Source organism: Teichococcus aestuarii, from assembly GCF_042651065.1.
GTDB lineage: Bacteria > Pseudomonadota > Alphaproteobacteria > Acetobacterales > Acetobacteraceae > Pseudoroseomonas > Pseudoroseomonas aestuarii.
Map to the genome: position 1 here is coordinate 101,579 of NZ_JBHSCH010000005.1, position 22,510 is coordinate 124,088.

General features: G+C 73.9%; 21 protein-coding genes. 17 read left to right on the forward strand and 4 right to left on the reverse strand.

The window, feature by feature from the left end:
* Positions 1–76: 76 nt before the first annotated feature.
* Genes pcaDC through pcaB form a run of 4 tightly spaced genes read left to right on the forward strand, consistent with a single transcriptional unit; the run spans position 77 to position 3,856 of the window.
* Positions 77–1,234, forward strand: coding sequence for a bifunctional 3-oxoadipate enol-lactonase/4-carboxymuconolactone decarboxylase PcaDC (pcaDC, locus tag ACFOY6_RS04495; RefSeq protein WP_379649176.1), 1,158 nt, complete (start codon positions 77–79; stop codon positions 1,232–1,234).
* Positions 1,231–1,947 carry a protocatechuate 3,4-dioxygenase subunit beta gene (gene pcaH / locus ACFOY6_RS04500; protein ID WP_379649178.1) on the forward strand — a complete coding sequence of 239 codons (717 nt, stop codon included), beginning with the start codon at positions 1,231–1,233 and terminating at the stop codon, positions 1,945–1,947. Before pcaDC ends, pcaH begins: the two co-directional genes overlap by 4 nt.
* Entirely contained in the window at positions 1,944–2,498 is a 555-nt protein-coding gene (gene pcaG / locus ACFOY6_RS04505; RefSeq protein ID WP_379634977.1) for a protocatechuate 3,4-dioxygenase subunit alpha, read from the forward strand. The genes pcaH and pcaG overlap by 4 nt, the downstream gene beginning before the upstream one ends.
* 5 nt (positions 2,499–2,503) lie before the next feature.
* Positions 2,504–3,856 (forward strand): 3-carboxy-cis,cis-muconate cycloisomerase, encoded by a 1,353-nt coding sequence (pcaB, locus tag ACFOY6_RS04510; RefSeq protein ID WP_109515025.1) that lies wholly within the window; start codon positions 2,504–2,506, stop codon positions 3,854–3,856.
* 46 nt (positions 3,857–3,902) lie between these two features.
* Here the strand turns inward: pcaB and ACFOY6_RS04515 are convergent, their stop codons facing one another.
* Complete coding sequence (locus ACFOY6_RS04515; protein ID WP_109515024.1) at positions 3,903–4,682, reverse strand: OBAP family protein; 780 nt, start codon at positions 4,680–4,682, stop codon at positions 3,903–3,905.
* A 146-nt stretch (positions 4,683–4,828) separates the two neighbouring features.
* On the opposite strand from ACFOY6_RS04515, the gene ACFOY6_RS04520 reads away from it, so the two are divergent.
* From ACFOY6_RS04520 to ACFOY6_RS04560, 9 genes are all read left to right on the forward strand, one after another.
* Positions 4,829–5,323: a hypothetical protein gene (locus ACFOY6_RS04520; RefSeq protein ID WP_181377954.1), complete on the forward strand. Its 495-nt coding sequence runs from the start codon at positions 4,829–4,831 to the stop codon at positions 5,321–5,323.
* Positions 5,320–5,820, forward strand: a complete 501-nt coding sequence (locus tag ACFOY6_RS04525) for a hypothetical protein (protein ID WP_245906029.1) — start codon at positions 5,320–5,322, stop codon at positions 5,818–5,820. The genes ACFOY6_RS04520 and ACFOY6_RS04525 overlap by 4 nt, the downstream gene beginning before the upstream one ends.
* Before the next feature lie 65 nt (positions 5,821–5,885).
* Entirely contained in the window at positions 5,886–8,438 is a 2,553-nt protein-coding gene (locus tag ACFOY6_RS04530; RefSeq protein ID WP_379649181.1) for a ligase-associated DNA damage response DEXH box helicase, read from the forward strand.
* 88 nt (positions 8,439–8,526) lie between these two features.
* Positions 8,527–9,234, forward strand: coding sequence for a ligase-associated DNA damage response endonuclease PdeM (gene pdeM / locus ACFOY6_RS04535; RefSeq protein WP_379649183.1), 708 nt, complete (start codon positions 8,527–8,529; stop codon positions 9,232–9,234).
* Positions 9,231–10,661 carry a cryptochrome/photolyase family protein gene (locus tag ACFOY6_RS04540; RefSeq protein ID WP_379649185.1) on the forward strand — a complete coding sequence of 477 codons (1,431 nt, stop codon included), beginning with the start codon at positions 9,231–9,233 and terminating at the stop codon, positions 10,659–10,661. Before pdeM ends, ACFOY6_RS04540 begins: the two co-directional genes overlap by 4 nt.
* Positions 10,658–11,395 carry a metallophosphoesterase gene (locus ACFOY6_RS04545; protein ID WP_379649187.1) on the forward strand — a complete coding sequence of 246 codons (738 nt, stop codon included), beginning with the start codon at positions 10,658–10,660 and terminating at the stop codon, positions 11,393–11,395. The genes ACFOY6_RS04540 and ACFOY6_RS04545 overlap by 4 nt, the downstream gene beginning before the upstream one ends.
* Before the next feature lie 88 nt (positions 11,396–11,483).
* A complete protein-coding gene (locus tag ACFOY6_RS04550) occupies positions 11,484–11,906 on the forward strand; it encodes a DUF2382 domain-containing protein (protein ID WP_379634986.1) in 423 nt (140 codons plus the stop codon).
* A gap of 26 nt (positions 11,907–11,932) precedes the next feature.
* Positions 11,933–12,955, forward strand: a complete 1,023-nt coding sequence (locus tag ACFOY6_RS04555; RefSeq protein ID WP_379634988.1) for a DUF2382 domain-containing protein — start codon at positions 11,933–11,935, stop codon at positions 12,953–12,955.
* A 489-nt stretch (positions 12,956–13,444) separates the two neighbouring features.
* Positions 13,445–14,635 (forward strand): alpha-hydroxy acid oxidase, encoded by a 1,191-nt coding sequence (locus ACFOY6_RS04560; RefSeq protein ID WP_379649189.1) that lies wholly within the window; start codon positions 13,445–13,447, stop codon positions 14,633–14,635.
* An 8-nt stretch (positions 14,636–14,643) separates the two neighbouring features.
* On the opposite strand, the gene ACFOY6_RS04565 is transcribed toward ACFOY6_RS04560, so the two are convergent.
* From ACFOY6_RS04565 to ACFOY6_RS04575, 3 genes are all read right to left on the reverse strand, one after another.
* The gene (locus tag ACFOY6_RS04565) at positions 14,644–16,710 is read right to left on the reverse strand and encodes a methyl-accepting chemotaxis protein (RefSeq protein WP_379649191.1); all 2,067 of its coding nucleotides are present in this window, start codon (positions 16,708–16,710) and stop codon (positions 14,644–14,646) included.
* 101 nt (positions 16,711–16,811) lie between these two features.
* Positions 16,812–17,411: a DUF6134 family protein gene (locus ACFOY6_RS04570; protein ID WP_379634996.1), complete on the reverse strand. Its 600-nt coding sequence runs from the start codon at positions 17,409–17,411 to the stop codon at positions 16,812–16,814.
* Positions 17,411–18,148 carry an SDR family NAD(P)-dependent oxidoreductase gene (locus tag ACFOY6_RS04575; RefSeq protein WP_379649193.1) on the reverse strand — a complete coding sequence of 246 codons (738 nt, stop codon included), beginning with the start codon at positions 18,146–18,148 and terminating at the stop codon, positions 17,411–17,413. The genes ACFOY6_RS04570 and ACFOY6_RS04575 overlap by 1 nt, the downstream gene beginning before the upstream one ends.
* Before the next feature lie 145 nt (positions 18,149–18,293).
* Between ACFOY6_RS04575 and ACFOY6_RS04580 the strand changes: the two genes are divergently transcribed.
* From ACFOY6_RS04580 to gltA, 4 genes are all read left to right on the forward strand, one after another.
* Positions 18,294–18,827 (forward strand): SixA phosphatase family protein, encoded by a 534-nt coding sequence (locus ACFOY6_RS04580; RefSeq protein WP_109515012.1) that lies wholly within the window; start codon positions 18,294–18,296, stop codon positions 18,825–18,827.
* A 3-nt stretch (positions 18,828–18,830) separates the two neighbouring features.
* On the forward strand, positions 18,831–20,327 hold the full coding sequence (locus ACFOY6_RS04585) for a CYTH and CHAD domain-containing protein (protein WP_379649196.1): 1,497 nt from the start codon (positions 18,831–18,833) through the stop codon (positions 20,325–20,327).
* Between the two features lie 65 nt (positions 20,328–20,392).
* Positions 20,393–20,953 carry a thermonuclease family protein gene (locus ACFOY6_RS04590; protein WP_379649198.1) on the forward strand — a complete coding sequence of 187 codons (561 nt, stop codon included), beginning with the start codon at positions 20,393–20,395 and terminating at the stop codon, positions 20,951–20,953.
* Between the two features lie 154 nt (positions 20,954–21,107).
* The gene (gene gltA, locus ACFOY6_RS04595) at positions 21,108–22,415 is read left to right on the forward strand and encodes a citrate synthase (RefSeq protein ID WP_379635002.1); all 1,308 of its coding nucleotides are present in this window, start codon (positions 21,108–21,110) and stop codon (positions 22,413–22,415) included.
* The last annotated feature ends 95 nt before the right edge of the window (positions 22,416–22,510 follow it).

A 22,510-nucleotide genomic window follows, 5' to 3' on the forward strand; every position in this document is an offset into this window, starting at 1 on the left:
TTCACGGGGTATTGACCGGCGCCACCGCGGGCGCGACCGTCGCGGCACATCGATACAAGGCGGATCGGCAAAAGCCATGTTCATCCAGATTGCGGATCATCTGGTCCATTGCGTCGTCGAGGGTCCGCAGGATGCGCCGCCGCTGGTGCTGCTGCACTCCATCGGCACCACCCAGCATGTCTGGGACCCGCAGGCCCCGGCCCTGGCGCGGTGCTTCCGCGTCATCCGCCCCGACATGCGCGGCCACGGCCTCACCGGCGTGACGCCGGGCGACCACACCATGCAGGGGCTGGCGCGGGACGTGGTGGCGCTGCTCGACGCGCTGGGCATCACGCGCGCGCATGTGGCGGGGCTTTCCATCGGCGGGCGCATCGCGCTGCAGCTGGCGGCGGATTTCCCGGAACGCGTCGCTTCCCTGCTGCTGATCGGCGCCGCGCTGGAGTACCCGGACCCCGCCACCTGGCAGGCGCGCATCGACGCCGTGCGGGCCGAGGGCACGCAGGTGCTGGCCGATGCCGTGATGCCGCGCTGGGTGTCGCAGCCCGACGCGCCCTCCGGCCTCGGCCTGCGCACCATGCTGCTGCGCACCGACGCGGAGGGCTATGCCGGCGCCGCCGCCGCGCTGCGCGACGCGCGCGCCGCCGGGGTGGAGGGCCGCGTGCGCGCCCCCACCACCCTGCTGGTGGGCGAGCTGGACCCGGCCTCGCCCATCGCGGCGGCCGAGGCGCTGCGCGACGGCATCCCCGGCGCCGGCCTCGTCGTTCTGCCAGGGATGCGGCACATCCCGAACTACGAGGCGGCGGAGACGGTGACGGCGGCGATGCTGGCGCATCTCGGCGCCCTGGCCGCGCCCGCGCCGGACCCGCTGGAGGCGGGCCTCGCCGTGCGCCGCGCCGTGCTGGGGGAGGCGCATGTGGCGCGCGCCAGCGCCGCCGTCACGGCGCTGGACGCGCCCTTCCAGGACTACATCACCCGCAACGTCTGGGGGCAGATCTGGACCCGCCCCGGCCTCTCCCGCCACGCGCGCAGCCTGCTGACTCTTGCCATGATGGCAGCCCTCGGCCGGCATGAGGAGTTCGTGCTGCATGTGAAGGCCACGCGCCAGACCGGCGTGACGCCGGAGGAGTTGGCCGAGCTGCTGCTGCAGGTGGGCGCCTATGCCGGCGTGCCGGTGGCCAATCACGCGCTGAAGCTCGCCAAGGAGACGCTGCGCGCCATGGAGGAAGCGACATGACCGAAAGCCCGGACGGCTATCGCCGGCCCCGGCCAGGCACCCAGCCGGAGTACGACGTGCCGGATTACGGCAGCACGCGGCTGCGCCACCCCGTGCGCCCGCTGCTGCGCGTGCCGCACGGCCCCACCGAGACCACCGCGCCGGCGATGAGCCCGGCCCTCTACGCGCCGATGCCCGACATGACGCGCCATGCCGGCGGCGAGGCGGTGGGCGAGCGCATCATCGTCGCCGGCCGGGTGCTGGACGAGGATGGCCGCCCGCTCCGCGGCACCATGCTGGAGATCTGGCAGGCCAACGCCGCCGGCCGCTACGCCCACCCGGGCGACACGCATGACGCGCCGCTCGATCCGCATTTCTCCGGCCAGGCGCGGGTGTTCACCGACGAGGAAGGCTGGTACCGCTACACCACCATCCGCCCCGGCGCCTACCCGTGGGGCAACCACCACAATGCCTGGCGCCCGGTGCACATCCACTACAGCCTGTTCGGCGCCGGCTTCGCGCAGCGGCTGATCACCCAGATGTACTTCCCCGGCGACCCGCTGCTGCCGCTCGACCCCATCTTCAACGCGACGCCCGATGCCGCCGCGCGGGAGCGGCTCGTGGCGCGCTTCGACCTCGGCATCACCCAGCCGAACCGCGCGCTGGGCTACCGGTTCGATATCGTGCTCCGTGGCCGTGCCGCGACGCCCTTCGAGGAGGACCACCCGGAATGAGCGGCGCGCGCGCCACCGCCAGCCAGACCGCCGGCCCCTACTGGCACCTGATCGACCATCCCGAATGGGCCGACCTGCTGCGTGCCGACGGGCCGAATGCCGGCCTCGCTACCAGCCGCATCGAGTTGGCCGGGCGCATCGCCGACGGCGCCGGCAGCCCGGTGACGGATGCGATGGTGGAGATCTGGCAGGCCGGCCCGGATGGCCGCTACGACGGCCCCTTCCACGGCTTCGGCCGCTGCGCCACCGACCGCGAGGGGCGCTACCGCTTCGTCACGCTGCGCCCCGGCCCGGTGCCGGCGGCCGGCGGCGGCAATGGCTGGCAGGCGCCGCATGTGGCACTCTCCATCTTCGCCCGCGGCCTGCTGAAGCCGCTCGTCACCCGCCTCTACTTCGCGGGCGAGGCGCTGAACGAGACCGACCCGCTGCTCGCCGCCATCGCCGAGCCGGAGCGCCGCGCCACCCTGATCGCCCGCCCCGAGGGCGCGGCGCGATGGGTGCTCGACCTCCGCCTGCAGGGCGAGGGCGAAACCGTGTTCCTGGAGATCTGAGCCGCATGCTTTCCGTCAACCCAGCCGATGGCGCCGTGCTCTCCGTCCTCTACGGCACCGATGCCATGCGGGCGGTGATCGGCGAGCGGGCCTTCATCGGGCAGATGCTGGCGGTGGAGGCGGCGCTGGCCCGCGCCCAGGCGCGGCTCGGCATCATCCCCGAGGAAGCCGCCACGGCCATCGCCGAGGTGGCCTCGATCGAGAAGCTGGACCTGCCGGCGCTGGCGCGCGCCACGCGCAACACCGGCTACCCGGTGGTGGGGCTGGTCAAGCAGCTCTCGTTGCTCGCCGGCACCGAGGCGGGGCGCTGGACCCATTGGGGCGCCACCACCCAGGACATCATGGACACCGCCATCGTGCTCCAGCTGCGCGAGGCCTTCGCGCTGCTGGGCGCCGACCTGGACCGGCTGAACCAGGCGCTGGCCCGGCAGGCGCGGGAGCACCGCGGGCTGGTGATGGCGGGGCGCACCCACCTGCAGCACGCGCTGCCCGTCACCTTCGGCTACAAATGCGCCATCTGGCTCTCGCCGCTGATCACCATGCGGGAGCGGCTGGACCAGCTGCTGCCGCGCCTGCTGAAGGTGCAGTTCGGTGGCGCCGCCGGCACCCTCGCCTCGCTGGGCGGGCGTGGGCTGGAGGTGGCGGAGGCGCTGGCGGAGGAGCTCGGCCTCGCCATGCCGGACGCGCCCTGGCATGTCGCGCGCGACACCATGGCGGAGGCCGTCTGCTTCCTCGGCCTGCTCACCGGCGCGCTCTCCAAGCTCGCCACGGACGTGATGCTGCTGATGCAGAGCGAGGTGGCGGAGGTGTTCGAGCCGCATGCACCGGGGCGCGGCGGCTCCTCCACCATGCCGCAGAAGCGCAACCCGATTGCCTGCGAATACGTGCTGGCGCAGGCGCGTGGCGTGCACGCGCTGGTGCCGCAGATGCTCGGCGCCATGGCGGTGGACCAGGAGCGCGGCACCGGCCCCTGGCAGGCCGAGCCGCTGGCCCTGCCGCAGGCCTTCACCCTGGCGCATGGCGCGCTGGCCCAGGCCGTCACCATCGCCGAGGGGCTGACGGTGGATGGCGCCCGGATGCGCCGCAACCTCGATGCCAGCGGCGGCCTCATCATGGCCGAGGCGGTGATGATGGCGCTGGCCGAGCTGATCGGCCGCGGCACGGCGCATGATGCGGTGCACCATGCCTGCGACGTGGCCCTGGCGGATTCCATCCCGCTGGCCGAGGCGCTGCGCCGCGACGAATGCATCAGCGCGGCGCTCGACGAGGCGGCCATCGCCCGGCTGACCGAGCCGGCCAACTACCTGGGCGCGACGGACGCCTTCATCGACCGGGTGCTGCAACGGCTCGACCCGTAGCCACCGCCGGGGAGGGAGAAGGGCTTCCCCTCCCCCGGCCGCAGGCTCAGGGCTTCCGCACGGGCACCTGCTCGAGGCGGAGCTGCGGGGTCTGGCCGCCTTCCCAGGCATTGGCGCCGGGGGCCACCTCCGGCACCGGGATCTCGGCGCGGGCGCGGCGCTTCGCCGCCGTGTCGATGCCCAGCTTCTCGTCCCGCGCCGCGAGCTTCGCCGGGTCGAGCTGGCCGTCGGCGGTGTAGCCCATCATCAGCCGCGGAATGCCGAGCGGCAGGGCGTCGCCACGGTCCACCTGCCAGGTGTGCCAGGTCTTGCCGTAGGTGGTGGAGAGCTGGCGCATCGCCACCGTCTCCACCGCCTCCGGCACGCCGGGCATGGCCAGCTGGCCGGAGGTGGTCTCGTAGTGGTGGCTGTGCCAGAGCGGCTTCTCCTCCTCCGGCAATTCGCGGAACAGGCGCTCCGAGACGATGTACTCGATGCCGATCAGCCGCGCCCCTTCCTCGTTGCTGTCGAAGATGACGCACTGGTGCATCTCCTCGGTCAGATGGGTGCAGTAGTGGTGCGCCTCGACCGGGCGGCCCGCCTCGTCGGCGTAGAAGTGGAAGCCGTTCAGGTAGAGGTCCATGGCGTTCAGCGGCGCCTTGGCCTGCAGCAGCGCCGCCCCCGCGCCGAGCGCCCGGCTGCGGGTGGAGGGCGGCCCGCCCGGCACCTCCGGCGCCGCCGCATGCTGGGCGCGCGCCTGGCCGCAGGCGCAGAGCAGGGCGCCGGCCCCGGCCGCCAGGCTGGCGCCGAAGGCGCGGCGGCCCGTCGGTGATTTCAGGCGGTTCATGGCATCCTCCCGGTCCGTGGCGATGGGGTCGGAACCGGGCGGGCACGCGCTCGTTCCCGCCTCCGGGCCAGGGCCGGGCTTGGCCCGGGGTGGAAAACCGGGCTATCCCGGAAGCCAGACCCATGGCCCGGGAGGGATGCCCAACGATGAAGCCCGTGTTCCTCCTCGCCCTGCTGGCAGTCCTGCCGGGCTGCAACGCCGTGCTCTCGGAAGGCTCGGCCGACCTCGCCGGCATCGGCGGCGCCGCCCTGGCCGACGCGGTGACGGACAATGGCGCGGTGGCCGCCGGCATCGGCATCGGCGTGCAGTCGGCGGCGCGGGCGGGGCTGCAATACACCCAGCGCCGCCTGCAGCGCGCCGAGCAGGACAGCATCGCCAGTGCCGCCGGGCCGCTGCCGGCGGGCCGCGTGGCGCGCTGGTCGATCGCCCACAGCCTGCCCATCGCCGAGGACCGCGCGGGGCAGGTGACGGTCAGCCGCGAGATCGGCGCCCTCTCGCTGCGCTGCCGCGAGATCGTCTTCTCGGTGGAGGCCGAGAAGCAGGCGGCCGATTTCTACACTGCCATCATCTGCCAGAACGGCACGCGCTGGAAATGGGCCAGCGCCGAGCCGGCCACCGAGCGCTGGGGGGCGCTGCAGTGAGGCGCCTTTCCCTGGCGGCGCTGCCGCTGGGCGCGCTGCTGCTGGGCGGCTGCGACCTGATCGGCGGCATCGCCGGCGGCGTCTCGGGCGCCACCACCGGCGCCGTCACCGCCAACCCGGCGGTGGGCTACGCGGTGGGCCTCGGCGTCCGCTCCGCCACCAATGCCGCCATCGGCGGCTGGATGCGCGGGCTGAAGCGGGACGAGCAGGACGCCATCGCCCGCGCCGCCGGCGAGATGGCGCCGGGCGAGAGCCGCCCCTGGCAGATCGCCCACGAGCTGCCCTTCGGCTACAGCGACGCGGCCGGACAGCTCCAGGTGACGCGGGTGATCGACACGCCGCTGGCCGCCTGCCGCGAGGTGCTGTTCTCGGTGGCCGGCGACAAGCCGGAGGCGCCGCCCGAGGGGCTGTTCGTCGCCACCGCCTGCCGCCAGGCGGAGGGCTGGAAATGGGCCAGCGCGGAGCCGGCGGTCGATCGCTGGGGCGCGTTGCAGTAAACGCCCCCGGCCGGAAAGGCCAAGCTTGGCAGGGGGTGGAAACACCGCCATATCCGCCCCCACCGATGCGAACATTGCCGGAACCTTTTGCAAGCTGGTTCGCCGCGCGCGGCTGGCGCCCCCGCCCGCACCAGCTGGCCATGCTGGCGGCCGCCGAGGCGGGGGAATCCGCCCTGCTGGTGGCCCCCACCGGCGGCGGCAAGACGCTGGCCGGCTTCCTGCCCAGCCTGGCCGGCCTGCACCGCGCGGCCCGGGCCGGCACCCCGCATGAGGGGCTGCACACGCTCTACATCTCGCCGCTGAAGGCGCTGGCGGTGGACATCGCCCGCAACCTGACGGCGCCGGTCGAGGAGATGGGCCTCGATATCCGCATCGAGACCCGCACCGGCGACACCCCCGCCAACCGCCGCGCCCGCCAGCGCGCCGAGCCGCCACACATTTTGCTCACCACGCCGGAGAGCCTGACCCTGCTGCTCTCCCTGCCCGAGGCGGCGGCGATGTTCGGCAATCTCGAATGCGCCGTGGTGGACGAGGTGCACGCCCTGGCCGGCGGCAAGCGCGGCGACCAGTTGGCGCTCTGCCTGGCGCGGCTCTCCACCCTGGCGCCACGGCTGCGCCGCGTCGGCCTCTCCGCCACCGTGGCGCACCCGGAGGCCATCGCCGCCTGGGTGGCGCCGGACGCCCGGCCCGAAAGCGTGCGGCTGGTGCGCGCCACCGGCGGCGCCGCGCCGGCGCTCGACGTCATCCTCCCCGAGGGGCGGCTGCCCTGGGGCGGGCATATGGGGCTGGCCTCGATGCCCGAGGTCTATGCCCGGCTGCGCGCGGCGGCGGTGAGCATCGTCTTCGTCAACACCCGTGCCCAGGCGGAGCTGGCCTTCCAGGCGCTGTGGCGGCTGAACGAGGACAACCTGCCCATCGCGCTGCACCACGGCTCGCTCACCGTCGAGCAGCGCCGCAAGGTGGAGGCGGCGATGGCGGCGGGGAAGCTGCGCGCCGTGGTCGCCACCGCCTCGCTCGACCTCGGCATCGACTGGGGCGCGGTGGACCAGGTGATCCAGGTCGGCGCGCCCAAGGGCGTGGCGCGGCTGCTGCAGCGCGTGGGCCGCGCCAACCACCGCATGGACGAGGCCAGCCGCGCCGCGCTGGTGCCGGCCAACCGCTTCGAGGTGATCGAGTGCCGCGCCGCCGTGCAGGCCGTGGCCGCCGGCGAGGTGGATGGCGACCCGCCCCGCCCCGGGGGGCTCGACGTGCTGGCCCAGCACATCCTGGCCATGGCCTGCCACGCCCCCTTCCACCCCGACGGCCTCTATGCCGAGGTGACCCGCGCCGCCCCCTACGCCGCCCTCGCCCGCCAGGATTTCGACGACGTGCTGCGCTTCGTCGCGGATGGCGGCTACGCCCTCTCCGGCTATGAGCGGTTCCGCAAGCTGTTCCAGGACGCCGAGGGGCTGGTCCATGTGCGCGGGCCCCAGGTGGCACGGCAGCTGCGGATGAATCTCGGCACCATCGTCGAGACGCCGCTGATGAAGGTGCGGCTGCGCGGCGGCCCGGTGCTGGGCGAGGTGGAGGAATGGTTCGTCTCCACCCTGGAGCCGGGGCACACCTTCATCTTCGGCGGCCAGGTGCTGCGCTACGAGGCGCTCGATGTCAGTGCCGTCATCGTCAGCCGCGGCGGCGAGGGCGAGCCGCGCGTGCCCGCCTATGCCGGCAGCCGGCTGCCGCTCTCCACCCACCTCGCCCGCCGGGTGCGCGGCATCCTGGCCGATCCGCGCCAGTGGCGGGCCCTGCCCGCGCCCGTGCGGGACTGGCTGAAGCTCCAGGCCCACGCCTCCGAGCTGCCCCCCGCCGAAGGGCTACTGATAGAAAGCTTCCCGCGCGGCGGGCGGTGGTTCACCGTGGCCTACTGCTTCGAGGGGCGGCTGGCGCACCAGACGCTGGGCATGCTCGTCACCAAGCGGATGGAGCGGCTGGGGCTCGGCCCGCTCGGCTTCCTCGCAACCGACTATGTGGTGGCCGCATGGTCCGCCTTCCCCGTGGCCGACGCCGCCGCCCTCTTCACCGAGGACCTGCTCGGCGAGGAGCTGGAGGAATGGATCGCCGACAGCTCCATGCTGCGCCGCACCTTCCGCAACATCGCCACCATCGCCGGGCTGCTCGAGAAGAACCACCCCGGCCAGGAGAAGTCCGGCCGGCAGATGACCATGGGCGCCGACCTCATCTACGACGTGCTGCGCCGCCACCAGCCCGACCACATCCTGCTGCGCGCGACGCGCGCCGAGGCGGCGGCGGGGCTCACCGATGTCGGCCGCATCGGCGCGCTGCTGGCGCGCATCCAGGGGCGCATCCGCCATGTGGAGCTGGAGCGCGTCTCGCCGCTCGCCGTGCCGGCGCTGATCGAGGAGGGGCGGGAATGGGTCTCCGGCACCGCCGAGGACGCGCTGCTGGCCGAGGCCGAGGCGCTGGTGGACGAAGCGACCGAGGGCGCCGAGCACTTCACCGGCACGCTGGGGCTGGAGATGCTGGACCCCCACCCCACGCCCCGCCCGCCCCGGGAGCCACGCGGGGCGCGCCGCCCGCCGCGCTACGCCCGGCAGAAGCTGCGCCACGGGGCGCATTGAGCGCCGCATCGGCGCCCGCGCCCCAAAACGCCCCTTCCCGCCCCGCCCTCCGTCCGGTAACGCAGTTGAAGCAATGATTTCCGCTCCCTTGCATCTGGCTGGCGAACGCCTGGCCCTCGATCCGGCCGGCGCGCTCTTCTGGCCGGCGCAACAGCTGCTCGTGCTCTCGGATCTGCATCTGGAGAAGGGCAGCCACTTCGCCGCGCGCGGCCAGCTGGTGCCGCCCTACGACACGCGGGAGACGCTGGCGCGGCTGGCGGCGCTGCTGCGGCGCTACAGCCCGGCGCATCTGGTCTTCCTGGGCGACAGCTTCCACGACGCCGCCGGCGCCGCCCGCCTGCACGCCACGGACCGCGCCACGCTGCTGCACCTGCTGGCGGGGCGGCGGGTGAGCTGGGTGCTGGGCAACCACGACCCGCTGCCGCCCGAGGCGCTGCCCGGCGAGGCGGTGGAGGAGCTTTCCCTCGGCCCGCTGCTGTTCCGGCACGAGGGGCAGCCCGGCGCCCGCCCCGGCGAGGTCAGCGGCCACTTCCACCCCCGCGCCGCCATGCCCACGCGCTGCGGCCCGGTGGAGCGCCCCTGCTTCCTCGCCGATGCGCGGCGGCTGCTGATGCCGGCCTTCGGCGCCTATACGGGCGGGCTCTCCATCACCGCGCCGCCCGTGGCGGCGCTGTTCCCGCGCGGGGGCCGTGCCTTCCTGCTGGGGAAGGAGCGGCTGTTCAGCTTCGCCGTCGGCCCGATGAAGCACCTCGCGGCCCTCTCCAAGACGCGGCCCGAGCCCACATCGGTGCCATGACCGAGACACCCCCCGCCCTGCTCTGGCTGCGCCACGATCTGCGCCTGGCCGACAACCCCGCCCTGCATGCCGCCGCGGACGGCCCGGTGCTGCCCGTCTATATCCTGGACGATGCCGCCGCCGGGCGCTGGGCGCCGGGCGGCGCGCATCGCTGGTGGCTGCACCACAGCCTCGCCGCCCTCGCCGCCGCGCTGGAGCGGGCCGGCGCGCCGCTGCTGCTGCTGCGCGGCGAGGCCGCCACGCTGATCCCGCGCCTCGCCGCCGCGACCGGCGCGCGGACGGTGCAGGCGGGGCGCCTCTACGCGCCCTGGGCGCGCGCGCGGGACGAGGCGGTGGCGAAGGCGCTGGAGGCCGAGGGCCGCACGCTGGCGCTGCACAATTCCGGCCTGCTGGTGGAGCCGGAGCGCATCCGCACCCAGCAGGGCAAGCCCTACGCGGTCTACACCCCCTTCTCGCGCGCCGTCATGGCGCTGGGCGACCCGCCGCCGCCCATCCCGGCGCCGGGCCGGCTGAAGGGCGTGAAGCACCCCTGCCAGGGCGAGAAGCTGGCCGGCCTCGGCCTGCTGCCCCGGCAGCCGGACTGGGCCGCCGCCTTCCCCGAATACTGGACGCCCGGCGAGGACGCCGCCGCGGCCCGGCTGCACGACTTCGTGGACGCCACCGCCGAGGGCTATGACCGCGCGCGCGACTTCCCCGGTGAGGACGGCACCTCCCGCCTCTCGCCGCACCTGCACTGGGGCGAGATCTCGCCGCGCCAGGCCTGGCACGCGGCGGGCGGCATCGGCGACACGACGGCCCGGCAGACCTTCCGCAAGGAGCTGATCTGGCGCGAATTCGCCCACCATGTGCTGTGGCACAACCCGGCCCTGCCCGAGCGGCCGCTGCGCGCCGAATACGCGAAATTCCCCTACCAGCCGGACCCGGCGCTGCTGCGCGCCTGGCAGCGGGGCCAGACGGGCTACCCCATCGTCGATGCCGGCATGCGCCAGCTCTGGCGGCATGGCTGGATGCACAACCGGGTGCGGATGATCGTCGGCAGCCTGCTGGTGAAGCACCTGCTGCAGCCCTGGTGGGACGGCGCCGCCTGGTTCTGGGACACGCTGGTGGACGGCGACCTGGCCAACAACAGCCTGAACTGGCAGTGGATTGCCGGCAGCGGGGTGGATGCCGCGCCCTATTTCCGCATCTACAACCCGATCATGCAGGGCGAGAAGTTCGACGCCGACGGACATTATGTCCGCGAATTCGTCCCCGAGCTGGCGAAGCTGCCGGACAGGTGGCTGCACCGCCCCTGGGAGGCGCCCGCCGAGGTGCTGCGCGGCGCCGGCGTGGCGCTGGGCCGGACCTACCCCAACCCGGTGGTCGATCACGAGGCCGGGCGCGCCCGTGCCCTGGCCGCCCTGAGATCGTTGAAAGGGGTGGAATGACGCTCTCCGCCACCGCGCTGCTGCCCCGGATCCGGAACGACTACGCAGGGCTGCGCGTGGTGGGGGACGTGCATGGCGACGCCCGCGCCTTCGCCGCCGCCATCGAGGGGGCGGCGGAAAAGCGGCTCTTCGTCCTCCAGCTCGGCGACCTGACCGACCGGGGGCCGGACAATCCGGCCACGCTGCGCATGGCCTGCGACCTGCTCGATGCCGGGCGCGGCCTGTTCATCCTGGGCAACCACGACCACAAGCTGCGCCGTGCCCTGGCCGGTGCCCTGGTGCGGCCGGACCCCGAGGGGCTGGGCGTCACCCTGGCGCAGCTCGAGGCCGCGCCGGACGGGCCGGCGCTGAAGGCCCGCGCGATGGAGGCCATCGGTCAGGCGCCGGCCTGGCTGCGGCTCGGGCCATGGCTGTTCGTGCATGGCGGCTTCCATCCGCGCATGCTGCGCGAACCCTCGCCGCCCGAGGCCGGCACCCACAAGCCGGAGGGGCTGGTGCCGCGCGCGCTCTTCGGCCAGGTGACCAGCCGCACCCGCGCCGATGGCTACCCGGAGCGGCTACACAACTGGGTACACCGCATCCCCTCCGGCATCACCGTCTATTGCGGGCACGAGATGCGCAGCCTGGATGGCCGCCCCTATGTGGCGGTGGCCGCCGCCGGCGGCCGGGCGGTGTTCCTCGACACTGGCGCCGGCAAGGGCGGCCACCTCTCCTGGATCGACCTGCCCTGGTAGAACGGGGGTTTCTCCCCCTTTGCTGCAATCGGTTCGGAACAACCGCGCCCTCCCGCGGTTCTATCCCGGATGCCACGGGAGAATGCCGATGCCGGCCCAGACGGACCCTGAAGCCGTTCTGCGGTTGGCGGAGGAGGAGCTGCATGTCGAGGCGCGCCGGCGCGAGACAGGCCGCGTGCGCGTCTCGGTCCGCACCAGGACCATAACGGAGGAGGTCGGGCAAAGCCTGCGCAGCAGCCATGCGAGCGTGGAGCGTGTGCCGGTCGACCGTGAAATCCAGGAGGTTCCGCCGACGCGGGAAGTGGATGGCGTCCTGATCATTCCGGTGGTCGAGGAGGTGCTGGTCGTCGAGAAACGGCTGGTGCTGCGCGAAGAGATCCATCTCCGCATGGACGAGACGGAGGAATGGGTGCGGCAACCCGTCGAGCGGCGGGTTCAGCATGCCGTTGTCGAACGGCTGGCACCCGAAGCGGACGATTCCTCCATCGACCCGGGCAAAGACATTTCGTGACGAATTGGCGATCTGAGGAGAAGCCCATGACCTGCACCATTACCGGCCTTTTCGACACCCGCGAGGCGGCGCAGCACGTCGTCGACCACCTGACCAGCCACGATGGGGTGGACCGCAATCTTGTCCGCATCCATGGCCGGGAAGAGCAAGCTGCCACGGGGACCATGCAGGGCGAGGAGGACCAGGGCGTCTGGGCATCCCTGAAGAACCTCTTCATGCCGGACGAGGACCGCTACGCCTATTCCGAGGGCATTCGCCGCGGCGGCATCGTCGTCTCGGTGGAAGTGGTCGACGAACAGGTGGACCACGCCATGGACGTGTTCGAGAGCAATGGCGCCGTGGATCTCGACTCGCGTGAGGTCGAGTGGCGGGGCAGCGGCTGGAGCGGCTACAACGCCGGCACCTCCGCCTCCACGCCGAGCATGACCTCCGTGCCGGGCGGTGTCGGCATCGCCTCCGGCGCCGGCATGGGCGGTGGCGCGGTTGCGGCGGGCGGTGACGCGGTCGCCGCGGGCGGCATCGCGGGCCTCACCGGCAGCGACCAGGCCGGCAGCGACCGGGTCGGTAGCGGCGGGACCGGCAGCGACCGGATCGGTAGCGGCGGGACCGGCAGCGACCTGCCGCAGACGAGGCGGGATGCCGCCGTCCTGGGCGGCGAGCGCGACGTGATCCCGGTGGTCGAGGAGCAGCTTCGCGTCGGCAAGCGCGAGACGGAGCGGGGCCGGGTGCGCGTGCGTTCCTACGTGGTCGAGACCCAGGCGACCGAGCAGGTCTCCCTCCGCGACGAGCATGTCAACGTCGAGCGCCATGCCGTGGACCGCCCCCTCACCGATGCCGATGACGCCTTCCGCGAGCGTACCATCGAGGCGGTCGAGCATGGCGAGGAGGCGGTCGTTTCCAAGGAGGCCCGGGTCGTCGAGGAGATCTCGCTGAGCAAGGACGCCAGCCAGCGCCAGGAGACGGTGCACGAGAACCTGCGCCGCCAGGAGGTGGAGGTGGAAGACGACCGCTCCGGCACGACGAGCCCGATGCCGCGCAACCCCGCCTGATACCACGACCTCCGGGGGCGGGGCGGCCGGCTCAGGGCACGGCCAGCCCGTGCCGGTCCCGCTTGCGGAGTGCCGCGGCCAGGCGCGTCTCCTCCTGGCGAGGGCTCGTGCAGCGCCGCATCCGCCGCCGCCCCGGCTGCCGGGGCGGCGTTGGCATGCGTCCCCACCATTCCGTGCATGAACCACGCAGGGCGGTGCCGCCCTGGGTGGTTTCCTTCCACTGGCTCCTTCCCTTCCAGCGCCGCCCGCGCCTCCCGCGGCGATGGACGCGACACATCCGGCGCCCTGGCCAGGTTGCGCTCGGGAGCCAGGCGGTCGCCAGGGCACGGGATGCCTTCCAGCATCGGCTTTCCCGGACAGGCGGCGATGGCGGCGGCGAGGGGTGGCGGCCGGATTGGATCAGGAATGGTCGGTATCCGGCAGGTATGGTAAAATCTTTTTGCCATAATCTCCGCGCCGGATGGAACAGGCGCCATCGAGGAGAGCCCCATGCCGCCCGTCACCAACATCGAGGACCTGCGCCGCATCGCACGGCGGCGCATTCCGCGCGCCATCTTCGATTATGCCGACCGCGGCTCCTATGACGAGGCGACGCTGCGCGCCAACCGCGACGACCTCTCGGCCCTCAAGCTGCGCCAGCGCGTGATGATTGACGTCTCCGACCGCAGCACCGCCAGCACCATGCTGGGCGAGCCGGTGGCCATGCCGGTGGCCATCGCCCCCACCGGGCTGACCGGCCTGTTCCACGCCGATGGCGAGATCCATGGCTGCCGCGCGGCGCATGCCTTCGGCATTCCCTTCACCCTCTCCACCATGTCGATCTGCTCGATCGAGGATGTGGCGGAGGCGGTGGGCAAGCCCTTCTGGTTCCAGCTCTACGTGATGCGCGACCGCGGCTTCGCCCGGTCGCTGGTGGAGCGCGCGATCGCGGCCCGGTGCTCGGCGCTGGTGCTGACGCTGGACCTGCAGATCCAGGGCCAGCGGCACCAGGACATCAAGAACGGCCTGGCCGTGCCGCCGAAGCTCACCGTGCGGAACATGCTCGACGTGGCGACCAAGCCGCGCTGGGCGCTGGAAGTGCTGCGCGGCAAGCGCAAGACCTTCGGCAACCTGACCGAGGCGCCGGGCGCCAAGGACGGGATCAACACTCTCTCGCACTGGATCGCCGGGCAGTTCGATCCCTCCCTCTCCTGGAAGGATGTCGCCTGGATCCGCTCCATCTGGCCGGGCAAGCTGATCCTGAAGGGCGTGCTGGACGTGGACGACGCCCGCATCGCCGCCGATACGGGGGCGGATGCGCTGGTCGTCTCCAACCATGGCGGGCGGCAGCTCGACGGCGCCCCCTCCTCCATCTCCGTGCTGCCCGCCATCGCCGAGGCGGTGGGCGACCGGATCGAGGTGATGTTCGACGGCGGCATCCGCTCCGGCCAGGACGTGATGAAGGCGCTGGCCCTCGGCGCCAGGGGCTGCATGATCGGCAAGTCCTGGCTCTACGGGCTGGCGGCGGGCGGCGAGGCGGGCGTCGCCCAGGCGCTGCGGATCATCCGCAAGGAGCTGGATGTCTGCATGGCGCTGACAGGCGTGAAGGACATCCCCGGCATCACGGCCGAGGTGCTGCACGCGCCGCGCCGGGGCGATGTGGTGCGCTCCGGCGGCTCGCGGCTGGAAGCGGCGGAGTAGCCGCCGCCTCAGGCGGCGCGCAAGGCGGAGAGGAAGCCGTCCATCTGGACGCGCAACCCGCCGGACTGCTGGGCGAGGTCGCCGGCCGCGCCGCGCACCTCCTCGGCGGCGGCACCGGTGCGCGCGGCATCCTCGCTGACGCCGGCGGCGTGGTGCGAGGCCTCCTGCGTGCCGGAGGCCGCCTCGGCCACGGCGCGGCCGATCTCCTGTGTCGCCTCCGCCTGCTGCTGGGCCGCCTCCGCCACGGCGCCGGTCGCATCGTTCAGTTCGCGGATCATCCGCCCGATCTCGGCAATCGCCTGCACCGTCCGGCCCGTCTCGGCCTGCATGGCGGCGATCTGCTGGCCGATCTCCTCGGTCGCCCGGGCGGTCTGGCTGGCCAGGTTCTTCACCTCCCCGGCGACCACGGCGAAGCCCTTGCCGCTCTCCCCGGCCCGCGCCGCCTCGATCGTGGCGTTCAACGCCAGCAGGTTGGTCTGGCCGGCGATGCCGCTGATGAGTTGCACCACGTCGCCGATCCGGCTTGCCGCCTCGGAGAGGCCGCGCACCGTGCGGTCGGTGTTCGCCGCCGCCTCGGCCGCGGCCTGGGCGCGGGCGGCGCCGGCGCGCACCTGGCGCGCCACCTCGGCAATGCTGGCGGTCAGCTCTTCCGCCGCCGCCGCCACGGTCTGCACATTGCCGCTGGCCTGCTCCGAGGCACGCGCCACCGCGGTGGCGCGGCCATTGCCGCTGGCGGCAATGTCCACCATGTTCGCCGCCGTCGAGTCCATGCGCGCCGCCGAGGCCGCCAGGGTGCGCAGCACCTCCGCCGTCTCCCCCTCGAAGCGGCGCAGCAGCGTGTCCACCCGCTCGGCGCGGGCGAGCTGCTGGCGCTGCTCCTCCTGCTGCGCCGCCGCCATCGCTTGGCGCTCGGCCGAGTTGGCGCGCAGCGTCTCGATGGCCGAGGCCATGCTGCCAAGCTCGTCCCGGCGGTCACGGCCGGGGACGACCAGGCTCAGCTCGCCGCCGGCGATGCGCGTGACCAGCTGGGTGAGCGCCTGCAGCGGCAGCACCACCCGGCGCAGCAGCAGCAGCACCGAGATCCCGGCCATGGCGGCGGCCAGCATGGCCAGGCCAAGGGCCGCGGCGAGGCGCAGCCGGGCCCTGGCGGCGCCCGCCTCCACCAGCGCCATCGCGCCGTCGAGCGCCGCGTCGCGCAGCGACAGCATCCGCGCCTGGGCCACGATCGACCAGGGCCGGTACTCCTCCGCCGGCATGGGCCAGATGACAGGGCGCCCCTGCAGGGCCTGCCAGGCGCGTTCGAGGTGCTGGCGCCAGCGCGGCTCGCTCTCTCCCTGGAAGACGCGGCGCTGCTCCTCCAGCGCCGCCTGAAGCGCCGGGTTGCTCGGCAGAGCGGCGATCAGGCGCTGCGCCGTCTGCCAAGCCTGCTCCACGCGTCCGGTCTGCTGCAAGGCGGCGTCCATTCCGGCCGCCGTCACCGGCTGGCCGAGAACCCAGGAGGAGATGGCGGTGTTGCGCCGCCCGGCGAAATCGCGGGCCTCCATCACGGCATTGGCCACCTCCAGCACCAGCCCGGCATCCGGCGCCATCTCCACCACCTGGCGGGAGGCCGCCGCTGCCAGCCGCGCCATGGTCTCCACGCCGCTGTTGCGGAGCTGCTGGGCGGCGGTGGGCATCGCGGCATCGCGCTCCGCCAGGGGGCGGCGCATCTCGGCCAGGCTGCGGTCGCGCATCTCCACCACGCGGGCCAGGAGGTCCCGCACCGGGGCGGCGTCGAGCCCGGCGGCGGCGACGCTCTCCACCGCCTGGCGCAGCAGCCGGTCCGTTTCCGGCGCGGCGCGCTGTGAGCTGGCGATGTCCGGGGCCGGGCTGCGCAGCAGCGGGCTGTAGGCGCCGACCTCCACGGCTACCGCCGTCTGCGCGCGCTGCGCGTCGCTGACCGCGCGGGTCGCCAGCCCCGCCCGGCTGGCCCGGCTCCAGTCGTCCCACGCATCGGCGGACTGCCAGAGGGAGGTGATGCCGCCCGTCACGGCCACGCCGCAGAAGCAGACAAGAAAGAAGGTGCGGATACGCAAGGTGGAGCTTCCTTGTCCTGGCGGCTCATTCCTCTTGTGCGGCACGAGGTGAAGCAATGGTGAATGCTGTGTCGCCGAGGCATGTGCGGCGCGAGGCCGCCTCAGGCGGGCTCGTAGCGCACGGCGCTGCCATCGTCGCCGCGCATGGTGAAGCCCACCCAGCGGCCGGCGGCGTCGTAGAGCGCCACCATGTCGCGGGCCGGCCAGCGCCAGCGGGTCATCCCGTCCGCCCGGTCCCGCAGGGGCGGCTCGGTCAGCGGCAGGCCGCTGCCGGCGTCGAAGAGCGGGCGGTCGAGGTGCTCCGGCGCCCACCAGGAAAGCGGTGCCGCCGTGGCGGGCAGGGCGACGGCCCCCTCCGGCCCGGTGCCGCGCAGCCCCTCGGCGCCGGACCGCAGATCCAGCAGCTGCACCTTGCCGTCCTTCTCCAGGCGCGAGGCGAAGCCCACCAGCCGCCCGCCCTCCCAGCGCTCGGCATAGTCGTGGTGGTAGCGGAACACGGTGAAGGACAGCAGCTTCACCTCCAGCGCCACCACGGTGCGCGTCACCCCGCCCGGCTCCACCCGCACGCTGTGGGTGCCGATCTCCCGCCCCTCCCGCAGCACGCGGAAGCGGTAGCCGCCGGCCGGCATCGCCCCCGCGGGCGGCGCGGCCAGCAGCAGGGCCGGCAGCAGCGGCGCGGCGAGCAGGGCACGGCGGCGCATCAGCCCTTGCTCCGCAGCGTGGCGCGCCCGCCATCGGCGCCGATGACCTGGCCGCTGATCCAGCCCGCCTCGGGCGAGAGCAGGAAGGCGGCCAGCGCCGCCGCATCCTCCGGCGTGCCGAGTCGGGGCACCGGGTGGAGCTTCGCGATCGCCTCGGCCATCTGCGCGTTGGCGGTGAGGGGCGCGGCCATCTCGGTGCGCATCAGGCTGGGCGCGATGGCGTTGACGCGGATGGCGGGCGCCAGCTCGGCGCCCAGCGCCACCACCAGCCCCTCCACGGCGCCCTTGGCGGCGGCGATGGCGGCATGGTTGGGGAAGCCCGCCCGCGCCGCGATGGAGGAGAACAGCACCACCCCCGCGCCGCCCATCCCCTCGCCGCCCGCCGCCAGCGCCGGCTGCGCGGCCTGGACCGCCAGCGCGGCGCCCATCGCGTTCAGCCGGAAGGCTTCCAGGAAGTCGGCCGCCGTCAGCCGCTTCAGCGGCTTCAGCGGGATCGAGCCGACGCAGTAGGCCAGCCCGCCGAGGCGCGGCCCGGCCGCGCCGATGGCGCCGGCCAGCGCCTCCGGGTCGGTCGCGTCGGCGGCGGCATGCGGGGCGCCCGGCCCCCCGGCCAGCGCCGCCAGCCGCGCCGCGGCGCGGGCGATGAGGAAGGGCTCGTCGCCGCGCGCGGCCAGGCGCCGCGCCAGGGCGCCGCCCACCCCCCCGGTGGCACCGATCACCACGATCCGCTCGGCCATACGCATCTCTCCGGTCTCTGTTGCGCCTTCTGCCAGATGGGCGGCCCGCCGCGAAGCGGAACCCCGCGCCGGCCACGCCCCTGCGCCCCCTTGCCGCGCGCCCTCCCCCGCGACAGATGCCGCGCCGCGTGCCAAACTGCCGAACATGCGGCAATTGCTCCTGCTACGGCACGCGAAATCCTCCTGGGACGATCCCAGCCTGCCGGATCATGCCCGCCCGCTCAATGCGCGCGGGAAACGCGCCGCCGTCGCCATGGCGGGGGTGATGCACGGCCTCGGCCTGTCGCCGGACATCGTGCTGGTCTCCTCCGCCCGGCGCACCCTGCAGACGCTGGAGGCGCTGGCCCCGCTGCCGGACAGCCCGATGGTGGAGCCGATGGACGACCTCTACCTGGCCCCCTGGCAGCGCCTGCTGGAGACGCTGCGCGAGGCGCCGGAGACGGCCCGCAGCCTGCTGCTGATCGGCCACAACCCGGGCCTGCACGACCTCGCCCTGGCGCTGGCGGGGCCGGCGGGCATGGCCGGCAAGGCGCCCGGCACGCAGCGCCTGGCCGATGGCTACCCCACGGGCGCGCTGGCCGAGTTCGCCATCGCCGCGCCCTGGCGGCTGCTGGAGGCGGGCGGCGGCCGGCTGGTGCGCTTCGTGGCCCCGAACGACCTGCCGGAAATGGCCGTCTGAACGATGACCCTGTGCCTTGACCTGACGCTGCCGCCCGAGGCGGCGGCGAAGCTCTGGCGGCATCCCGCCCTGGCCGCGCGCGGCCGGCCGCGCGCCACCGCCGAGGCCTGGGACTGGCTGGACAGCGCCGGCGGCACGCTGGCCAAGGCCGGGCTGGCGTTGCGCTCCGCTGCGCGGGGCGGCCGCCGCCTCTGCCCGCTGCGCGTGCCGGAGGATGAGGCTGCGCGGCCCGGCGCCGCGCCGTCCGGCACCTCCTCCATGGCCGGCCTGTCCCTGCCGGGCACGCCCCTGCCGGAGGGCACCGTGCTCCCGGCGGACGCGGTGCCGGCGGAAGCGGGCGAGGCGGCGCTGCTGCCCGTCGCGCACTATGCGGGCCGGGTGGCGCAGTCGCCGCCCGATGCCGCCGGCGTCGCGCTCCGCTGGCGCACCGGCACGCTGCGCGCGGGCGAGCGGCAACAGGCCGTGGCCTTTCTGACCCTGGAGGGGCCGGCGGAGGCGGTGCTGGCCGTGGCGACCGCCCTGCCCGGCCTGCCCGCTGCCGCTGGGCTGGACGAGCTGGCGCTGGCCCTGGCGCGCGGCACCCCGCCCCGCCCGCGCCGCAAGGGCGCGCCCGACCTCGGCGGCGCCACGACGCCGGACGACGCGCTGGCGCTGGCCATCGCCCACCTGACGAATGTGCTGCTGGCGCAGGCGCCGCTGGCCCGCCCGGAGGCCGGGCCGGAGGCGGTGCACCAGCTCCGCGTCGCCGCCCGCCGGCTGCGTTCCTGCCTGAAGGCCTTCCGCCCGATGCGGGACGGGCCGGCCCTGCGCGCGCTCGATGCCGGGCTGCGGGACCTAGCGCGGGGGCTGGGCGAGGCGCGCGAATGGGACGTGTTCCTGGGCGGGCTGGGGGCCGAGCTGGCCACGGTGCTGGGGCCGGACCGGCGCTGGGCGCAATTGCTGCGCGCGGCGGGGCAGCGCCGGCTGGAGGCCTATGCGCGGCTGCGCGCCACCCTGGAGGGCCCGGCCTTCCACACCCTGGCCTGGCAGGCGGTGCGCCTCGCGGCGATGCGGGACTGGGGGGCGCCGGACGGCGCCGCGGCGGAGGCGCCGCTGCGCGCCCAGGCGGCCGGGCTGCTGGCGCGCCGCCGCCGCAAGCTGCTCAAGGGCGGGCGGGAGATCGAGTCGCTGGACGACCACGCCCTGCACGAGCTGCGGCTGGAGGCCAAGAGGCTGCGCTACGTGGCGGAGCTGTTCGCGCCGCTCTGGCCCGGCAAGCCGGCGCGGCGCTTCCTCCGGCGGATCGGCGCGTTGCAGGAGGCGCTGGGGCTTTCCAACGACACCGTGGCGGCCCGCGCCCTGGTGGCCAGCCTGCAGGGGGGCAAGGGCACGGGCGCGCCGGGCTGGGCGATCGGCCTGGCGGAAGGCTGGGCGCTCTCGGCGGGGCGCGACACCCGGCCCGCCGCTCTGCGCGCTTGGCGCCGCTTCCTGCGGGCCGAACCCTTCTGGGACGATGGCTGAGCGCCGGGAGTCTTCAACCGGCGCTTGAATCTCCCCGCCCGGCTGGGTTAACGCTTTGCGGCGTGTTGACCCGTCGCCGCATCTTCCGCCCCGCCCCCGCACCGCGCCGCTGGCGCGGTTTCGCGCTCGGCTCCAGCCTGGCCATGCTGGTCCTGGCAATGGCCGGGCTCGGCCTTCCCGCCAACCTCTTCGGCTCCGCCCCGCGCGAGCAGGACTGGGTGGCCAGCGCCGACAGCGTGCGGGTGGTGGATGGCGACACGCTGCGCCTGGGCGAGCGCACGCTGCGCCTGGCCGGGCTGATCTCCCCCCCGCGCGGGCAGACCTGCACCACGCCCGGCGGCGTCGGCTTCGATTGCGGCGGCGCCGCGGCCGAGGCGCTGGCGCGGCTGGTGCAGCGCAGCGACATCGCCTGCCGCGTGCGCGGGCGGGACCGCTTCGGCCGGGCGCTCGGCGTGTGCGAGGCGGGCGGGTTGGAGACCAACACCGCCCTGGTGGCCGCCGCCTGGGCGCTGGCCGAGAGCGGCGCCGCCGCCCTGCAGGCCGCCGAGGCCGCGGCGCGGAGCGCCGGGCGGGGCCTCTGGTCCCACCCCGCCGGCGCGCCGGAAAGCTGGCGCGCGCGCCCCTGAACGGCCCTTCGCCACCCGGGTTCCATCCTGCCCTCGCGGCACCAGCCATGCACCCCCCGGATGGACAAGTCCGCGGGGCGACGCCTAATCTTGCGCTGCATCATAGACGGCGCCGGCCCGACTGGCGCCGCCCCCCCGATAAGAGGACGACGCCATGAGCAGCACGGCCAAAGGGTCCGTCACCGTCACGCTCGACGGATCCAACAAATCCGCCACACTGCCGCTGATCCAGGGCTCGATCGGGCCGGACGTGTTCGACATCCGCAAGCTGTACAGCGAGCTCGGCGTCTTCACCTTCGACCCCGGCTATGGTGGCACGGCGGCCTGCGAGAGCGCCATCACCTATATCGACGGCGACCAGGGCGTCCTGCTCTACCGCGGCTACCCGATCGAGCAGCTGGCCGAGAAGTCGAACTTCCTCGAGGTCTCCTACCTGCTGCTCTACGGCGAGCTGCCGACCAAGGAGCAGCTGGCGAAGTTCGATCGCGGCGTGACGCTGCACACCATGCTGCACGAGCAGCTGCGCACCTTCTTCAACGGCTTCCGCCGCGATGCGCACCCGATGGCCATCCTGTGCGGCGTGGTCGGCGCGCTCTCCGCCTTCTACCACGACAGCCTCGACATCTCGGATGCCAAGCAGCGCGAGATCGCGGCCTACCGCCTGATCGCCAAGGTGCCGACCATCGCCGCCTGGGCCTACAAGTACTCGATCGGCCAGCCCTTCGTGTACCCGCGCAACGACCTCAGCTATGCCGAGAACTTCCTCTACATGCTGAACGCGGTGCCGGCGGAGGAGTGGAAGCCGAACCCCATCCTCTCCCGCGCCATGGACCGCATCCTGGTCCTGCACGCCGACCATGAGCAGAACGCCTCCACCTCCACGGTGCGGCTGGCCGGCTCGACGGGCGCCAACCCCTTCGCCTGCGTCGCCGCCGGCATCGCCGCGCTGTGGGGCCCCGCCCATGGCGGCGCCAACGAGGCGGTGCTCAAGATGCTGGACGAGATCGGCAGCGTCGAGAACATCCCCTCCTTCATCGAGAAGGTGAAGGACAAGAACTCCGGCGTGAAGCTGATGGGCTTCGGGCACCGGGTCTACAAGAACTTCGACCCGCGCGCGAAGATCATGCAGGCCACCTGCCACGAGGTGCTGAGGGAGCTCGGCATCAAGGACGAGCCGCTGCTCGACCTCGCCATGGAGCTGGAGCGCATCGCGCTGTCGGACGACTACTTCGTCTCCCGCAAGCTCTACCCGAATGTCGACTTCTATTCGGGCATCATCCTGAAGGCGATGGGCATCCCGACCCACATGTTCACCGTGCTCTTCGCCGTGGCGCGCACCGTGGGCTGGGTGAGCCAGTGGAAGGAGATGATCGAGGAGCCGGGCCAGCGCATCGGCCGCCCGCGCCAGATCTACACCGGCGCCACGCAGCGCGACGTCACGCCGCTCGACAGCCGGGCCTGAACCCGGCCGCCCCGGGCGCGCGCCCGGGGCCCGGCAACGGACTGGAACACGCCCCGCCCGGCCCTGCCGCGGCGGGGCGCTGCATTTCCGGGCGG